Source organism: Roseinatronobacter monicus (assembly GCF_006716865.1).
GTDB classification, from domain to species: domain Bacteria; phylum Pseudomonadota; class Alphaproteobacteria; order Rhodobacterales; family Rhodobacteraceae; genus Roseinatronobacter; species Roseinatronobacter monicus.
This window is the reverse complement of record NZ_VFPT01000004.1, coordinates 91,895-108,862: the sequence shown is the minus strand read 5'-3', so window position 1 is coordinate 108,862 and position 16,968 is coordinate 91,895. Positions and strand designations below refer to the sequence as shown.

The 16,968-nt window shown below is 56.5% G+C and carries 13 protein-coding genes and 6 pseudogenes; 8 read left to right on the top strand and 11 right to left on the bottom strand.

The window, feature by feature from the left end; translation table 11 throughout:
- Positions 1–23 precede the first annotated feature (23 nt).
- The 4 genes and pseudogenes from tnpC (BD293_RS20410) to BD293_RS20395 all read left to right on the top strand — a co-directional run.
- On the top strand, positions 24–1,691 hold the full coding sequence (gene tnpC / locus BD293_RS20410; RefSeq protein ID WP_142085473.1) for an IS66 family transposase: 1,668 nt from the start codon (positions 24–26) through the stop codon (positions 1,689–1,691).
- Positions 1,688–2,290, top strand: a complete 603-nt coding sequence (locus tag BD293_RS20405; RefSeq protein ID WP_142085472.1) for a plasmid pRiA4b ORF-3 family protein — start codon at positions 1,688–1,690, stop codon at positions 2,288–2,290. The genes tnpC (BD293_RS20410) and BD293_RS20405 overlap by 4 nt, the downstream gene beginning before the upstream one ends.
- A 204-nt stretch (positions 2,291–2,494) precedes the next feature.
- The gene (locus BD293_RS20400; protein ID WP_142085470.1) at positions 2,495–3,592 is read left to right on the top strand and encodes an IS630 family transposase; all 1,098 of its coding nucleotides are present in this window, start codon (positions 2,495–2,497) and stop codon (positions 3,590–3,592) included.
- 61 nt (positions 3,593–3,653) lie between these two features.
- A pseudogene (locus tag BD293_RS20395) lies at positions 3,654–4,179 on the top strand (IS5 family transposase); the annotation flags it as partial.
- A 62-nt stretch (positions 4,180–4,241) separates the two neighbouring features.
- Here the strand turns inward: BD293_RS20395 and BD293_RS20390 are convergent.
- The 3 genes from BD293_RS20390 to istA (BD293_RS20380) form a co-directional block, all read right to left on the bottom strand.
- Positions 4,242–5,377 (bottom strand): IS3 family transposase gene (locus BD293_RS20390; RefSeq protein ID WP_246086422.1). Its coding sequence is split into 2 segments (ribosomal slippage): positions 4,242–5,110 and positions 5,110–5,377, totalling 1,137 coding nucleotides; the frame shifts between segments, so codons are not numbered across the junction.
- 110 nt (positions 5,378–5,487) lie between these two features.
- Positions 5,488–6,246, bottom strand: a complete 759-nt coding sequence (istB, locus tag BD293_RS20385; RefSeq protein ID WP_142079313.1) for an IS21-like element helper ATPase IstB — start codon at positions 6,244–6,246, stop codon at positions 5,488–5,490.
- Positions 6,247–6,256: 10 nt separating this feature from the next.
- Positions 6,257–7,786 carry an IS21 family transposase gene (istA, locus tag BD293_RS20380; protein ID WP_142079314.1) on the bottom strand — a complete coding sequence of 510 codons (1,530 nt, stop codon included), beginning with the start codon at positions 7,784–7,786 and terminating at the stop codon, positions 6,257–6,259.
- Between the two features lie 234 nt (positions 7,787–8,020).
- Between istA (BD293_RS20380) and BD293_RS20375 the strand changes: the two are divergent.
- Positions 8,021–8,257, top strand: a pseudogene (locus BD293_RS20375) (transposase); the annotation flags it as partial.
- 272 nt (positions 8,258–8,529) lie between these two features.
- Positions 8,530–9,177 carry a response regulator gene (locus tag BD293_RS20370; RefSeq protein ID WP_142085466.1) on the top strand — a complete coding sequence of 216 codons (648 nt, stop codon included), beginning with the start codon at positions 8,530–8,532 and terminating at the stop codon, positions 9,175–9,177.
- 162 nt (positions 9,178–9,339) lie between these two features.
- Here BD293_RS20370 and BD293_RS20365 read toward each other — a convergent pair whose 3' ends face one another.
- From BD293_RS20365 to tnpA, 8 genes and pseudogenes are all read right to left on the bottom strand, one after another.
- Complete coding sequence (locus tag BD293_RS20365; RefSeq protein ID WP_142085463.1) at positions 9,340–9,561, bottom strand: hypothetical protein; 222 nt, start codon at positions 9,559–9,561, stop codon at positions 9,340–9,342.
- Positions 9,549–9,845, bottom strand: a complete 297-nt coding sequence (locus BD293_RS20360) for a hypothetical protein (protein ID WP_142080139.1) — start codon at positions 9,843–9,845, stop codon at positions 9,549–9,551. Before BD293_RS20360 ends, BD293_RS20365 begins: the two co-directional genes overlap by 13 nt.
- A gap of 9 nt (positions 9,846–9,854) precedes the next feature.
- Positions 9,855–10,124: pseudogene (locus BD293_RS20355) on the bottom strand (transposase domain-containing protein); the annotation flags it as partial.
- Between the two features lie 171 nt (positions 10,125–10,295).
- A pseudogene (gene istB / locus BD293_RS20350) lies at positions 10,296–11,059 on the bottom strand (IS21-like element helper ATPase IstB).
- Complete coding sequence (gene istA / locus BD293_RS20345) at positions 11,056–12,546, bottom strand: IS21 family transposase (protein ID WP_170207166.1); 1,491 nt, start codon at positions 12,544–12,546, stop codon at positions 11,056–11,058. The pseudogene istB (BD293_RS20350) and the gene istA (BD293_RS20345) overlap by 4 nt, the downstream one beginning before the upstream one ends.
- Positions 12,547–12,663: 117 nt before the next feature.
- Positions 12,664–14,013, bottom strand: a pseudogene (gene tnpC / locus BD293_RS20340) (IS66 family transposase); the annotation flags it as partial.
- A 63-nt stretch (positions 14,014–14,076) separates the two neighbouring features.
- Positions 14,077–14,424 carry an IS66 family insertion sequence element accessory protein TnpB gene (gene tnpB / locus BD293_RS20335; protein WP_142080138.1) on the bottom strand — a complete coding sequence of 116 codons (348 nt, stop codon included), beginning with the start codon at positions 14,422–14,424 and terminating at the stop codon, positions 14,077–14,079.
- The gene (tnpA, locus tag BD293_RS20330; protein WP_142080137.1) at positions 14,421–14,798 is read right to left on the bottom strand and encodes an IS66-like element accessory protein TnpA; all 378 of its coding nucleotides are present in this window, start codon (positions 14,796–14,798) and stop codon (positions 14,421–14,423) included. The genes tnpB and tnpA overlap by 4 nt, the downstream gene beginning before the upstream one ends.
- Positions 14,799–14,943: 145 nt before the next feature.
- Here tnpA and BD293_RS20325 point away from each other — a divergent pair.
- A pseudogene (locus tag BD293_RS20325) lies at positions 14,944–16,096 on the top strand (IS3 family transposase).
- A gap of 126 nt (positions 16,097–16,222) precedes the next feature.
- Positions 16,223–16,870: a response regulator gene (locus BD293_RS20320; RefSeq protein ID WP_142085461.1), complete on the top strand. Its 648-nt coding sequence runs from the start codon at positions 16,223–16,225 to the stop codon at positions 16,868–16,870.
- The last annotated feature ends 98 nt before the right edge of the window (positions 16,871–16,968 follow it).

Below are 16,968 nucleotides of genomic sequence, written 5' to 3'. Positions count from 1 at the left end.
GGCGTCTATGGTAAAGATTTGCCATGTCAGATACCGCCCTGCAAATCGCTGAATTGCGCGCCGCACTTGCTGCGCAAACAGCCTCGGCCGAGGCTGCACAAGCCCGTGCGCAAGCTGCGGAAGCTGAATTGGCCCGGGCCCGCGCCCTTGCCTCCTGCACGGAAGCGATGATCCAGGAATTGAAGCTGGAGATCGCCAAACTGCGGCGCGACAAATACGGTATCTCCTCCGAGCGCCGCGCGCGACTGATCGATCAGCTGGAATTGCAGCTTGAGGAATTGGAAGCCGCGGCCACCGAAGATGCGCTGGCGGCTGAACAGGCCGAAGCGCAGGACAAGACCAGCACCGTGCGCGCCTTCACGCGGCGCAAGCCCGTGCGCAAACCCTTTCCCGACCACCTGCCGCGCGAACGTGTGGTGGTTGAGGCGCCGACCAGTTGCACCTGCTGTGGCTCGGACCGGATCGTGAAGATGGGCGAGGATGTCACCGAGACGCTGGAAGTGATCCCCCGCCAGTGGAAGGTGATCCAGACGGTTCGGGAGAAGTTCACCTGCCGGGCCTGCGAGAAGATCAGCCAACCGCCAGTCCCGTTCCATGCCATTCCGCGCGGTTGGGCCGGGCCACAGTTGATCGCCATGATCGCCTTCGACAAATATGGACAGCACCAACCCCTCAATCGGCAATCCGAGCGCATTGCGCGAGAAGGCATTGATCTCAGCCTGTCCACTCTGGCTGATCTGATCGGTCATGCCTGTGTGGCACTGGCTCCCATCCATGCGCTGATCGAAAGCCATGTGCTGGATGGGAGCCGTCTGCATGGTGATGACACGACCGTGCCACTTTGGGCGCGCGGGGGCACAAAGACCGCGCGGCTGTGGACCTATGTGCGCGATGACCGGCCGTGGCATGGGGGCGCGCCGCCTGCTGCTTTCTTCAAGTTCTCGCCTGATCGTCAGATGATCCATCCCAATAAGCACCTGGCCGGGTGGCATGGTGTGCTGCAATCGGACGTCTATGGCGGTTACAATGATCTCTATCTGGCAGATCGAAGCCCGGGTCCGGTGCGCGCAGCACTGTGCTGGAGCCATGCCAGACGCAAGTTCTTCGAGCTGGCAGATATCAAGGCCACAGCCCGCAAGGGCAAGAAGGTAGCAGAGGAGATATCTCCCATCGCGCTGGACGCTGTGATGCGGATCGATGCGATCTTTGCCGTCGAGCGTGAAATCACCGGCCTGTCCGCCGCAGAGCGCCACGAAGTCCGCCAGCATCGGGTCGCGCCGCTGGTCGACGATCTGCGTGACTGGATGCAGGCCGAGCGGGCCCGGATGTCAAAGCACAACCCTGTCGCCAAGGCGATCAACTACATGCTTAATGGGACGGGTCGCTGGGACGCCTTTACTGCATTCCTTGATGATGGGCGCCTGTGCATGACGAACAATGCCGCCGAGCGCGCTCTCAGAGGCATCGCATTGGGCAGAAAGTCGTGGCTTTTTGCAGGGTCGGAACGTGGTGGCGACAGGGCGGCCTTCATGTATACCCTTATCGTCACGGCAAAGATGAATGACATCGACCCGCAGGCATGGCTTGCCGATGTCCTCGCCCGCCTGCCGGATATGCCGGTATCGCGCGTGCATGAATTGCTGCCTTGGCATTGGAAGGCCGCAACTGAATTGAAGAGGATTGCTGCATGAGCCTGGTTGCGCGCCTCAAGGTGACATTATCTGACGTCGAGCCTCAGGTGTTGCGGCGCTTCGATGTGCCACTGAAGATCAAGCTGAACCGTCTGCACGATGTGATCCAGGCCGCCATGGGCTGGACCGACAGCCACCTTTACGAGTTCCGAGCCGGCGGCGTTGGCTGGGGTGTGCCAGATCCTGACGGCTATTACGACGGCCCGCTGCCTGCCAGTAAAACCAGCCTGATCGATGTGCTGGAAGACGTCGGCACCAAGACCATCCATTACATCTATGATTTTGGCGACAACTGGCACCATGTGATCAAGGTCGAGAAAATCGATGATGCCATCCCGGGTGCCGACTACCCGCGTCTTGTCAGGGCTATCGGGGCCCGCCCCCCTGAAGATGTAGGTGGGTTCCTCGGCTACGCCGACTTCGTTGACGCCATGGCAGACCCCAAGCACGAAGAACATAACCGGATGCTGGAATGGCATGGGGGGAAGTTCGATCCTGATGAGGCCGAAATCGGCCGCATCCTCGACAACTTCGAGCGTCTCGCCAAAAAGTGGGCCCCGAAGCCGCGTAAACCAAAAGCTGCGCTCAAACGCCTCTGATCAACACCGCACGGCCACGGCCTTCGGCGGATGCATACAACTGACGCATCACTCTAGGCGCTGCGACCCGCCGCCGCATCAGGTCAAGATGAAAGCCATAAAATCCATCCTCCCCACCGGGCCAGAGCGCAGGCGGAAAGCGTTCTAGTCACCCGGAACCAAATTTGCCATCATTGATGTGAGGCGAACTTTGGGGGGTATGGCATGCGGGGTCGGGTATCTATTGCGATTGCACTCAGCGATGAGGAGCGCGGTTTTCTGGAAGCGCAGTTGCGCAGGCACAAGGCGGCACGGTCACTGTCCGACAGGTGCCGGATCGTGTTAAGGTGCGCTGACGGTCTGACCAGCAAAGAGATCGCCGCCGAACTCGGCCATTCCGAGCATACGGTCGGCAAGTGGCGGCGGCGGTTTGCCAAGCACCGCATCGAAGGCCTTTCTGACGAATATCGCGCGGGCCGCCCGCGAACGATCTCGGACGAACAGGTTGCCGATGTGATCAAGCGAACGCTGGAAACGACGCCTAAGGATGCAACCCATTGGTCGATCCGGTCAATGGCCGAAGAAATCGGACTGTCACACACCACTATCCGCCGCATCTGGAACGCCTTTGGGCTGCAGCCGCACCGCGCAGAAACCTTCAAGCTGTCCACCGACCCGCTGTTCGTGGACAAGGTGCAGGACGTGGTCGGCCTCTACATGTCGCAGCCGAACCGGGCTATCGTGTTGTGTGTAGATGAAAAATCTCAGATCCAGGCGCTGGACCGCGAACAGCCGGTGTTGCCCATGGCCCCCGGTGTGGCCGAGCGGAGAACTCACACCTACACCCGAAACGGCACGACATCGTTGTTTGCCGCCCTCGACATCGCCACCGGCGCGGTGATCGGGAAGTGCTACAAACGCCACCGCGCGACGGAGTTCCTCGACTTCCTCAAGGAACTCGACCGCAGAATGCCCGAGGGGCGGGATGTGCATATTGTCATGGATAACTACGCCACCCACAAGACACCGAGAGTCAAGGCATGGCTGGCGCGCCGTCCGCACTGGCACGTGCATTTCACACCAACATCGGCAAGCTGGCTGAACCAGGTCGAACGCTGGTTTGCCGAGTTAACCCGCAAACAAATCCAGCGCGGCGTTCACCGCTCCGTCGCAGAACTCGAAGCCGACATCGCGGCATTCATCGACGCCCACAATGAGAACCCCAAGCCCTACAAATGGGTCAAGTCCGCCGACGAAATCCTCGCCTCCGTCAAAAGGTTCTGCCAGAAAACACTGGCAGGAACTTCAGATTCAGGTGACTAGGTTCAGGACCCATTGATTTCAGCCACGCGTCATGATTCACGCTCCGCAAGGAGACCGATCAATGAGCAATCTTTTCTGGCTGAGCGACACGCAGATGGAGCGTCTGAAACCCTTCTTCCCCAAGAGTCATGGCAAGCCCCGTGTTGATGATCGGCGCGTATTGAGCGGGATTATTTTCATCAATCGCAATGAGTTGCGGTGGTGCGATGCCCCCAAGGAGTATGGTCCGCACAAGACCTTATACAATCGCTGGAAACGTGGAGCGATATGGGTGTATTTGCCCGGATCATGAGCGGTCTGGCAGCCAAGGGCACCGAAAGAAAGACGATCATGATCGACGCGACATATCTCAAGGCGCACCGCACGGCATCAAGCCTGCGGGCAAAAAAGGGGGGTGTGGCCGCCTGATCGGACGCACGAAAGGCGGGATGAACACGAAGTTGCATGCTGTCACCGACGCGATTGGCCGCCCGATCAATTTCTTCATGTCGGCTGGGCAGGTCAGCGACTACACGGGCGCAGCGGCCTTGGTGAGCGAACTGCCGAAGGCAGATTGGCTGCTCGCAGATCGCGGCTATGACGCTGATAGAGGTGGTCCTGGTTTTTCGACCAGTTTTATGCCGCGCAGCGCTCTGGCATGGGTTTCCTATCACGCGGCAAGTTTCATGTTTGGTTTGCGATTATCATAAACTTCGTCCGGGGTCATCAGGCCGTGGGATGAATGCGGGCGTTCTTCATTGTAATAAGCGATCCAGGTGCCGATCCCCTGGCGCGCCTCCCGGCCAGTTTCGAAGGTGTTCAAGAAGACGCATTCGTATTTCAAGGACCGCCACAGTCGTTCGATCATGCGGTTGTCGATCCAGCGGCCGCGCCCATCCATCGAAATCTTCACCTTTGCGTCTTTCAAAACGTCGGTGAAATCGGTGCTGGTGAACTGGCTGCCCTGGTCCGAATTGAAAATTTCGGGCGGGCCATAGGTGGCCAGTGCCTCCTTCAAGGCCTCGACGCAGAACCCGGCATCCATAGTATTGGACAGCCGCCAGCTCAGCACCTTGCGGCTGTGCCAGTCCATGATGGCGACCAGATACAAAAACCCGCGCTGCATGCGGATATAGGTAATGTCCGTACACCACACCTGGTTGGGACGCGTGATGGGCAGATCTTTTAGAAGATATGGATAAACCTTGTGTTCGGGGTTTTTCTTACTGGTCTTGGGTTCCTGATAGATCGGCACCAAACGCATGAGCCGCATCAGCCGTCTTGCGCGATGGCGGCCGCATTTGTGACCCTCTCTTTGCATATGACGCGCCATCTGCCGCGAGCCGTACCATGGCGTTTTCAGGAATTGCTCGTCGATGATCTTCATGAATTTCAGGTTTTCCGCGCTTTCACCGCAGGGCTGATAGTACAGCGTCGATCGGGCGAGCGACAGCAGTGTGAATTGCCGCCGGACACTCAGTTTGGGATGATCTTTCTTCACGGCTTTTTGCCTCCAGTCCCGAGAATGAGCCTGGAGGCATCCGCCAAAAAATCCCGTTCCACTACCAATTGGCCAATCTTGGCGTGCAGCTTCTCTACATCCTTGCCGGAAATCACTGGTTCACCAACCGGCTTGGCGTCAAACGACTGCGCCATCTTGGCAATTGCCGTGCGTTTCCAGCCGTTGATCATCGTCGGATGTACTTCATATTTCTTCGACAGCTCTGCCGTCGTCAACTCTTCACGGATCGCTTCCAAGGCAACCTTCGCCTTGAATTCTGCCGTGTAACGCTTCTGTTTCGCCATATCTGCGTATTCCGGCGGATCCGGCCACCCATTCCGACAACATCCGGCCACCTGTTCCGGGGTATCCGGCCACCTGTGACGCGTTGCCGTGAGGCAGCGTGTTTTGGTTATCAGTCCTGAGGGGTTTCGTCACCCATTTTGGTGATGGTCTTGCGCATGGATTGGCCCTCGAGTTCGAGACGGTAGGCGTTGTGAACGATGCGATCGAGGATGGCATCGGCGAATGTGGGTTCGCCGATGACGTCATGCCAGGCTTTGATGGGTAATTGGCTTGTGATCATCGTTGAGCCGCGCCCGTAACGCTCTTCGACGATCTCCATGAGATCGCGGCGTTGCGGTGATGTCAGCCTGTCCGGTCCCCAGTCGTCCAAGATCAGCAATTGCGCCTTCGTGATGCTGCGGAACAAGCGGGGGAAGCGTCCGTCACCATGGGACAGCTCCAATTCCTCGAAGAGGCGCGGCATCCGTTTGTAGACCACAGTCACGCCGTCACGACAGGCTGCCTGGGCCAGTGCGCAGCCAAGCCAGGTCTTGCCGACGCCACAGGGGCCCGTGATGATCAGATTACGCTTGTCGGTGATCCATCTGCCTGTGAGCAGGCTTTGGAACAGCGCTTTGTCGAGGCCACGGCGTGCGCGGTAATCAACATCTTCTGGGCTGGCGCCAACATGGCGCAGCCTGGCAGTCCGCATGCGAGCCTCAAACCTCTTTGTTTCTCGGCTTGCGACCTCACGGTCAACGAGCAAGCCAAGCCATTCAGCATGGCCGAGATCGGCAGTTGCATCTTGCATCTGCAGTTCGGCAAAGGCTTCGGCCATGCCGTCCAGCCTGAGGGCTTTAAGGTGATGAAGGGTTGGATGGTCGAGCATTGTGTTCCTTTCAATGGAAGTAATCGGCGCCACGGATATTGGGGTGGGTGATGGCAGGCTCGTCCGTGGCGCGGGTGCGGGGCCTGCTCTCAAGCCCATTCTTGAGAATGGACAGGAGTGACGAATAGGATCTGGCGTTGATTTCGAGCGCACGGCGACAGGCCGCATCAAGTCGGTCGCGGCCAAACTTGTCGGCCAGCCGGATCACCCCAAGGCAGGTGCGATAGCCCTGTTCCGGGTGCTTGCGCTCGCGCATCACGACCTCAACGAAGATGGCCACGTTTGGCCCAACGCGAGCCGCACGTGCTTTGATACGCTCTGGCGTCCAGTCATCGCGGAATTGGTGGTGCGCTGGCATGTGATCGCGCAGCGTAGAGTGCTTCCCGTTGCTGGACGTCCTGACATGAGAGGCGACACGCTGCCCGAGATGGAAGACTTCGATGGTGCGGCCTGTGATCCGCGCCCACAGCTCTTTCTTCAGCAGCTGATAGGGCACGGAGTAATAATGCTTGTCGATCGCGACGTGGTAATCGAACCCGGCGCGGCACTTCTTCCATTCAGCATAAACATACGATGCTACCGGCAGCGACTTCAGGGCGGGTTTGTCCAGCTGTTCAAAAAGCTGTCTGCGGCTGGCACCCAGATGGCGAGAGACCTTGTCGTTGAGCCTGTCAAGCAACGGCTTGATGGCCGCGTTCAACTCAGCAAGGCTGAAGAACTGGCGGTTGCGCAGCCGTGCCAGTATCCAGCGTTCAGCCAGCAATACCCCACCCTCTGCCTTCGCCTTATCTTTGGGCTTATATGGCCTCGCCGGGACAACGGCCGTGTCGTAATGCGCGGCCATATCTGCGTAAGTCCGGTTGATTACGGGGTCGTAAAAGCACGCCTTGGTGACCCCTGCCTTCAAATTGTCCGAGACGATCTGGGCGGTCACACCACCGAAGAAATCCAAAGCGCGGACATGGCTTGCGATCCAATCCGGTAGGGATTGCGTCCAGGTCGCCTCGACAAATGTATAGTTCGATGCCCCCAGAACAGCGACAAACACCTGTGCCGTGCGCACCTCCCCGGTCTCGGGGTCAATCACATCGATCGTATGGCCGGCATAATCGACGAACAGGCGCTCACCTGCAGGATGGCGCTGTCGCATCACCGGCGACAGCTTGCCTTCCCAGCGTGTGTAAAGTTCGCAAAACCGGGAGTATCCATACCCATCAGGATGATCAGCGCGATATTCTTCCCACAACAGCATCAACGTCACGCCCTTGCGGCGCAACTCGCGGTGAATGCAGGGCCAGTTAGGCTCGGTCGCGCGGTTCGCAATATCACGCGCCGTGCGTGGGTAAATCAGGCGCTCAAGGTCGGTGTCAGACATCTCTGGTGGTAGCGGCCAGCTCAGATCAACCTCGGCAGCGCGATCCAGATAGGCCTTAACCGTTGTCCGCCCAATCGTCAGGCTGACACCAATTTTACGGGTCGAAAGACCCTCGGCTGATAGCCGCAAAACATCTCGTATCTTCCGCATTGGCAATCTCTTCATCGGGCTTCCTTCCAGACTAAAAAGCCAGACGGTAGCCAGTTACAGATTGCCTCGCAGCATCACATCACAGGGTGGCCGGATGCTCCGGAATCAGTGGCCGGATAAAATCGGAATGGGTGGCCGGATACTTTCGGAATCACTGGCCGGATGACCCCGGAATACGCAGCCATATCGATTGTTCGTCCTTCTTCAGTTGCCAGAGCTTAGCAACTGGTCCGAATTTCCGCGACCACCTCTGATTGGTTCAGAGATGCGTTGAAAGACAAAGGGATAAAGCCCTGCATCCCTGGCCGAAAAGCGCGCAAGACCCCCGTGAAATACGACAAGCGCCGCTACAAAAGGCGCAACAGGATCGAGATCATGTTTGGGAGGCTGAAGGACTGGCGAAGGGTTGCAACCCGCTATGATAGGTGCCCGAAGGTCTTCTTGTCCGCAGTCGCGCTCGCCGCAACAGTGCTGTTCTGGCTATGAATTTCAATGAGTCCTGAACCTACACAGCTTTTAAGAACAAACCAGCCATTTTCAAAGTCTTGGATGCATAGGGCGGGCGTACATGTTCACACTCCACGCGGCGCAGTACCATTTTTCTCTACCACCCCACAAGCAATCGTCCATCTACGATACACCCACAAACCAAAACAACTTTAGATGGCTCTAATACTATTAAGAAAACACTAGTTGGAAATCCATCAACATCCCTTCATATCAACGATGAGGCATATATGTAGAAGATAGCGATAAAAATGACCACTTATGAGAAAAATACATCCGACTCATCAGAAGTGTTGAAAATTCTCCTCGTAGATGATCATTTCTTAGTCTGCGACACATTGTCGGGAGCACTTTGCTTAGAAAACGGGCTTCATGCAGAATCGGTATCTTCAGTAGATGCCGCATATAACAGGATTGGTGAAGCTGGCAGATTCGACATTATTTTGCTCGACTATGAAGTTCCAGGCATGGATGGCCTGAATGGAATGCGTCGTCTGATCAGCGCGAATGAGGGCTCTGTAGCGCTGTTTTCAGGCGTTGCGAATTGGACAGTCGTAGAGCAAGCAATCGGCGCCGGTGCCTGCGGGTACATTCCCAAGACCTTGCCTCTCAGAACACTGAAACATGCCCTGCGCATTATTGCAGAAGGTGAATTGTATCTTCCAGGCGAATTCATGTACCGGACACCGAACGCTGAAGCTGCGGATATTGGCTTGAAGCCGCGCGAAATGCGTGTGCTGGGGTTTCTATGTGAAGGAATGCCGAACAAAGAAATCGGGAAAAATATCGGAGTAGAGGAAACGATCGTAAAGATGGATGTGAAGTCGATTTGTCGTAAGCTGGGTGTGAGAAATCGTACTCAAGCGGTAATATCCGCTATGAAGCGCGGGGTATTTTAACCCGCATGAAAGGAGAGGATCTCTCACGACTGACCACTTCTCTTCGTGTCTATTGCGGGTGAGCACTGCGGAATCCAGATTGTCTCGAACAATCTTATCGGTCGCGCTTCAAGGCATTTGACCTGCCCCCCGAAAGTTCCCTCAATCGTAACCGCCCGATTTCTACCGCGGCCATTTATCCTTGACGCGTGCGATTATTTCGGGGTCATCGACGAAGTCTTCGAGGAATGCATGCCATGTATCCTGTGATATGCGCGCATCGCTGAGCATGTCTTTGAGCTCTTCGATACCATCGTCGGTTAAGGTCGTGATGGATTCGTCCGCTCCAGTGTGGACGCTGACGATCGCACCATAACGTAACCGCCCGATTTCTACCGCGGCCATTTATCCTTGACGCGTGCGATTATTTCGGGGTCATCGACGAAGTCTTCGAGGAATGCATGCCATGTATCCTGTGATATGCGCGCATCGCTGAGCATGTCTTTGAGCTCTTCGATACCATCGTCGGTTAAGGTCGTGATGGATTCGTCCGCTCCAGTGTGGACGCTGACGATCGCACCATAACTGAGGTTGTCATCATTCCAAATGACAGCCTCCAACATCTCGAGGTCCTCGCCGAGCATTTCCGCGACATATTCGAGGGTGCAGAGATTAGTCACGGTGGTCATCCTGCGGCTTCAGGTTTTTGGCTTCCAGTTCCAGGGCAGCAGTTCCCCAAGGCGGGGGTTCATATGATCATGGATGCGATCCAGAACATCTGCCAGATAGGCTTGTGGATCAAGACCGCTCATCTTTGCTGACTCGATAATGGTCATGGCACGCGCAAGAGTTTCGCCCCCAGCATCTGAGCCTGCGAATAACCAGTTCCGTCTCCCGACTCCGATCGGCCTGAGCGCCCGCTCAGCAGCATTGTTATCGATGGCCACGCGCCCGTCATCGAGAAACATGTCAACGGCAGAGTAAAAGTGAGCCAAAGGGCAGCGCAAAATGTTGCCACTTTGGGGGCGGGGTAATCAGTTTCCAGACGAGCGCCAGCATCCGGGCGGCCGCGCTTGTCATATAGCTGGCGGTTGCCCGGATGCTTTGGCCCGTCAGGGCCAATCTGTGCTGATCGTGATTTAGGTTTTGGGTGTTGCCTGACGCGCCTTGCTTTGTCCAAGGCGGTAGCTTTCGCCATTCATCTCAAGGATGTTGACATGGTGGGTCAGGCGATCGAGCAGTGCGCCTGTCAGGCGTTCTGACCCAAAGGTTTCGGTCCATTCGTCGAATGGCAGGTTGCTTGTGATCAGCGTGGAGCCGCGCTCGTAGCGTTGGGAGATCAACTCGAACAGCAATTCAGCCCCGTTTTACTGAGCGGCACAAAGCCCAATTCGTCGATGATGAGCAGCTTGTAACCCACCATCTGCTTTTGAAGCCGCAAGAGCCTGCGTTCGTCTCTGGCCTCCATCAGTTCGTGAACCAGCGCTGCAGCCGTAACAAAGCCGACCGACAGGCCTTTTTGACAGGCAGATAGGCCAAGGCCCAAAGCAACATGGGTCTTGCCCGTGCCTGAGGGGCCGAGCGCTATGACATTCTCGCGCCGGTCAATCCATTCGCAGCGCGCCAACTCCAGCACTTGCATCTTGTTCAAGGCCGGGATCGCCTTGAAGTCGAAGCTATCCAGGCTTTTGACAGCTGGGAACTTCGCGGCCTTGATGCGCCGTTCGATCATCCGCCGTTCACGGTCGATCATTTCCAATTCAACCAAACGTGCGAGGAACTCAACATGGTCATGCCCCTCTTTGGCGCATTGGCGGGCCAATTTGCCATATTCTCGCAGCACCGTTGGCAGCCGCAGGGATTTGAGGCGATGGTCCAGCAGGATTTGAGGAGTGTCGCTCATGCTGCCTGCCCTCGCTTCATCAGGGACATATAACTGGCCGCCGACGTGGTGCCGACATTGGCCTTTGGCAGATACGGATAGACATCCAGATCCAGCTTGGGCGGCCGCTTCTCGACTTGGCACAAGACAAGATGCTTGACGGCATCAAACCCAATCGCGCCCATGCGAAGCGCGTTTTTGACAGCGACATTCAGGTCGGCCATGTCAAACGTCTCCAACAACCGCAAGACCTGCACATACTCGCGCCGACCTGCCTTGATCATGCGGGCCTCCATCAAGCGGCGCAAGGTTGCAAATTCCTCTGGCAACTCCCATTCCACCAATGGGGCAGCCTGATCCAGCGCCCCGGTCTTTTGCTCCAGCAGCGGCAGATAATGAACAGGATCAAAGACCATATCCTCGCGGTCCCAGCACCTGGGGTGGCGGGCAATCACATCACCACCACAGCCGATGACAACCTGATCGACATAACCCCGGATCCAGACGTCACGGTGGCCATAGGCAACCGGCACCGAGTAATCATTGGTTTTGTAGCGCACCAGGGATTGTGAGTTTACCTGGCCACTGGCCTGATCACAGGCATCAAATGGAGACGCCGGCAGATCCATCATCGCTTCAAGATCGCGCGCCAGTCGTTGCCCGATGCTGTCGTCATGTCCGCGCAAGACATCTGACTGGCGCTTACGGCATTGCTCTTCCAGCCAGAGATTGAAGGCTTCCCATGTTGCAAAATGTGGGATGGGCACCATGAAGTTGCGCCGCGCATATCCAACCAGACCCTCAACAGCGCCTTTATCGTTGCCCTTACCCGGTCGACCATAACGATCGTGGATGAAGTAATGCGACAGGAACCCACTGAACAGCTTGGTCCGCTTGCGCGAGCCGTCCGGCAGAATCTTCGCGACCAGGCATCGATCGTTGTCATAAAGAACCGACTGTGGAACCCGGCCGAAGAATGCAAAAGCATGAACATGACCATCAACCCAGGCCTCGGAGACCGCCGCAGGATAAGCCCGAACAAAGCAGGCATCGCTGTAAGGCAGATCCAGCGCGAAGAAATGCGCCTTCTGCTCAACCCCGCCAATCACGACCATCGCCTCGCCGAAATCCGCTTGAGCATGGCCGGGGGCATGCGCCAGCGGGACAAACATCTCTCGGCTGCGCCGCCCTTGTTCTCGGACGTAATTCTTGACCGTCGTGTAACCGCCTAGAAACTGGTGCTCGTCGCATAGCCGTTCAAAAATGCGCTTGGCGGTGTGGCGCTGTTTACGGGGACGCTTCAGATCGTCTTGCATCCATTGATCGATGAAGCCGGTGAACCCGTCCAGCTTGGGCCGCTTGATCTGCGCCGTTCGCTGATACCCGGGCGGGACCGAAAACATCATCATCTTCTTCACGCTCGCACGCGAAATCCCGAAATGGCCAGCGGCCTCCCGTTCGCTCATACCACCCCGACGCGCGAGGCGGACCTTCAGATATAAATCCACGACTAAAATCTCCCGCCCTCCCTGCAAACAGAAAGGGCCAAAGTGGCAACATTTTACGCTGCCCGCAGCGAGATTATCACGCCACTTCCGTGGCTCACTTTTGCACTGCCGTTCTCAAAACAGCGTAAGTGCCTTCCAGCGGCTCAGCCCATACCGGAACGCTTTGGCCAGATCGCTTTTGCCGGGGATGCGTGTTAATTGCTGCTCTGCCCAGACCCGGAAGGCCTCGACCTTGGGTTTGGTTTTTTCCTGGCGCACTGCTTTGCGTATGTCTGCGGGCTGACCGTTGATCTGGCGCTCGATATCATAAAGCGCGCCGATCCGGTCGAGCGCTTCGCGCGCGATTTCAGATTTCGTCACAATCCAAACATCATGGAAGTCGCGCCTCAGGTGGGCCCAACATGCAGCCTCTCGGAACTGGCTCTTGCCGTTGAGATCAGGAGCATAGAGCTTGGTATACCCTTTGTAGCCATCGGCCTGCAAAATGCCGCTGGATTTGGCGAGGTGGGTCAGGACATGCTCTTCTTTCCAGTCAGGGGCGAACTGGTAGACAGCCCCCGGCGGGGCTCCTCCCGCCCAAGGGCGCTGGTCGCGAACATAGGCCCACAGGCGGCCTTTTTTCACACCTTTTCCAAGCCCTCTGTCTCGTCGACTTCGATCAAGGACCCGGATAGGTGTATCATCTGCATGTAGCAGATCGCTGGCCATGATTGCGTCCTCGATCATCTTGATCAGTGGCGCCAGTGCTTTCATTGCCCCGCCGCACCAGTCGGCCATCGTTGTATCGGAAATATCTGCTCCCATCCGGGCGAAGATTTCATTGAGGCGATACAAAGTCAGCTGATCATCGTATTTCGAGACCAGGATGAATGCCAACAGGTTTGGGCCCGCCATGCTGCGCGGGATTGGTCTGCTGGGGGCGGGTGGCTGAACGATCTTCTCGCAGCACCGGCAAGATTTCTTGATGCGCGCGATTTCGATGATTTTCATCTGCGCTGCGATCATATCAAGCAACTCGCTGACATCCTCACCTACCACCCGCAGATTGCCACCGCAGTCGGGGCATGTGTCACCAGGATCAAGCTCACGGCGTTCGCGGGGGGTATCAGGCGACACTTTAGGACGACGGCGTTGCTTCTTTTCTGGCGCATCTGCTGTGGTATTACGCGCGTCTGCGTCCGTGTCAGCGTCCTCACTCTCATCTGGCGACGTGTCTTGTGCCTCGGCAACAGCGACATTCAGGTCTTCCAGCGCGAGTTCCAATTGTTCGATCTCACGCTCGATCTTTTCCGAGCTGGAACCGGACTTCTGTTTCTTCAGTTTGGCAATCCGGATGCGCAGGGCTTGAACGAGCAAGTCATGCGCGCGCAAAGTGGCCAGGATTTTCTGGTTCTCTGCCTGCAAAGAGGTGATCATCACCTTCAGAGCGGCCGGATCGTTGGGGAGAGAAATCGCTGCTTGGGACATGGAAATTTATACCATATCCCAAGCCTTATATCCACTAAAAACAAGCAATTACAGCAAGATAAATCATCCGACACGGGCTGGCGGCGCGCCCCAATCCGGCCTTCGCCACTCCATTCCTTCCCACAGCATGGCCAGCTGCGCAGAGGTCAAACGCGCGCTTCCGTCAGAGGCCGAAGGCCATGGGAAACGCCCCTTCGAGAGAACTTTATAATACAGACAAAATCCCTGTCCGTCCCAAAACAGCAGCTTTATCCTATCTCCCCGACGCCCACGGAATGCAAAGACTGCGCCGCTCGCAGGGCGCTGGCGTAGCACATCCTGTGCAATCGCCGACAGGCCGGCAATCCCCTTACGCATATCAGTGTAGCCGCAAGCCAGATAGACCCTAACCCCAGTGCCCGGACCAATCATGCCGCTTCCACCGCCTTTATCAGCCGGGTCAAGGCAGACGCATCGACATCTGTATCAATGCGCAAACTCCGGCCATTGCGCAGAACAACCTCAACCCGCCCGTCTTGCTCATCACTAACCGCACAAGGTCTCGATGCCTCAGGGTCCATTTCCAAAAACTCGACCGGCAAAAACACCGTTTCAGGGTCGTATGGCAAAAGGCCCTTCCTCTTCAGATCGTATCGCCAGCTATAGATCTGCTGCCGCGTCACATCATGACGCTGGGCAATCTGGGTCACTGTCGCCCCACCGACTCCAACTGACCGTACGATTGCCACCTTCTCCTCATCACTCCAACGTCGCCGCCGTTCAGCCCCAAGTATTTCTCCGCGCATCAATGCCTCCAATAAGGGACGTCGTTAACGACGTCGTTAAAGACATCTCATAACATCGCGAAGCGCCCAGAAGCAGGCGGTTCAAATCGGGTGGTTACCCTCAATCTGATGTAGAGTCTGCCGAACCTTTGAAGGAGCAGACGACATGAGGAAAAGCCGTTTCACCGAGGCGCAAATCATCGGGATGATCAAAGAGCAAGAAGCTGGCATGGCCACGGCAGAGGTCTGCCGCAAGCATGGGCTCAGTCCGGCCTCATTTTACAAGCTGAAAGCCAAGTATGGCGGCATGGAATTGTCAGATGCCCGTCGGCTCAAACAGCTTGAGGATGAGAACGCGAAGCTCAAGCGCCTGTTGGCGGATACGATGCTGGACAATGTCGTGCTGAAGGATTTGCTGGGAAAACCCTGACGACACCGATGCAGCGGCGGGACGCAGCGCTCAAGGCGATGAGGGATCACCAAATCTCGCAACGCCGGGCCTGCGCCCTGGTCGGTGTCGATCCGAAGACTGTGCGACGGGAGCGCCCGCCTGACAGTCCGGACATCCGCAAAGCAATGAATGAGATTGCTTCGAGCCGACGCCGGTTTGGATATCGACGTATCGGCATTCTGCTTCAGCGCAAGGGTATGATCATGAATGCAAAGAAGCTCTACCGCATCTACCGCGAAGAGGGGCTGTCCGTGCGCCGACGACGCGGTCGAAAGCGCGCACGCGGCAGCCGAACACCCATGCCAACAGCGCTGCGCCCAAACCAGCGTTGGTCGATGGATTTCGTGTCCGACACGTTTGGTGCATCACGCAAATTCCGCATTCTGGCAGTGAATGATGATTGCTGCCGGAAAAACCTGTGCCTGATTGCCGACACCAGCCTGTCAGGCGCGCGCGTGGCCCGTGAACTGGATGCGCTGGTGCGCGTGTATGGAAAGCCAGAGAGCATTGTCAGCGACAACGAACAGAGTTCACCAGTGCCGCCATTCTGAAATGGGCGCAGAAGAACGACGTGCAGTGGCATTATCTCGACCCCGGCAAGCCGCAACAAAATGGCTACATCGAGTCATTCAATGGCAGCCTGCGCGACGAATGCCTGAATGAGGAGATCTTCGACAGCCTGGACGATGCACGGCGAAAACTGGGCCTGTGGCGCTATGATTACAACCACGTCAGGCCACACTCATCGCTGGGCAACAAAACACCCGCTGAAGCGCGCCGAGCGCTTGAGCTATCTGAGGGCTCCGCGCACGGCGCGCTTGCCCAAGCCCAAAATGACAACTATCAACCCCAAGGACTCTCGTTATGATTGAGGGACGACCGGGGGGCAGGTCATGGATTGTATCAAATTACGACGGCTATGGGTCGCCAAACATTATCATCAGCATATATCGCGTTTAGAAGGCGCACTGACACAGAAAGTTGACGACTAGAGATGGCGACATACGAGAAAAATGTAAGCACCCAAGTAAGAGATTCGATTGTTCTCATCGTAGATGACCACTCCCTGATCTGTGATGTATTGTTGGCAGCACTCTGCTTAGAAAAAGGCTTTCATGCCGAATCGGTATCTTCGGTAGATGCCGCATTCAACAGGATTGGTGAAGCTGGCAGATTCGACATTATTTTGCTCGACTATGAAGTGCCAGGCATGGATGGCCTGAATGGAATGCGTCGTCTGATCAGCGCGAATGAGGGCTCTGTAGCGCTGTTTTCAGGCGTTGCGAATTGGACAGTCGTAGAGCAAGCAATCCGCGCCGGTGCCTGCGGGTACATTCCCAAGACCTTGCCTCTCAGGACACTGAAACATGCCCTGCGCATTATTGCAGAAGGTGAATTGTATCTTCCAGGCGAATTCATGTACCGGACACCGAACGCTGAAGCTGCGGATATTGGCTTGAAGCCGCGCGAAATGCGTGTGCTGGGGTTTCTATGTGAAGGAATGCCGAACAAAGAAATCGGGAAGAATATCGGAGTAGAGGAAACGATCGTAAAGATGGATGTGAAGTCGATTTGTCGTAAGCTGAGTGTGAGAAATCGTACGCAAGCGGTAATATCTGCTATGAAGCGCGGGGTATTTTAACAGTATACATCCGGTTGGGCTTGCAATTACCCATAAGTTCCTGCTGGTGGTGCTTGCTCAATACGAGCGCCTGCAGCAGGGTCAGCGGAGCGGACGAG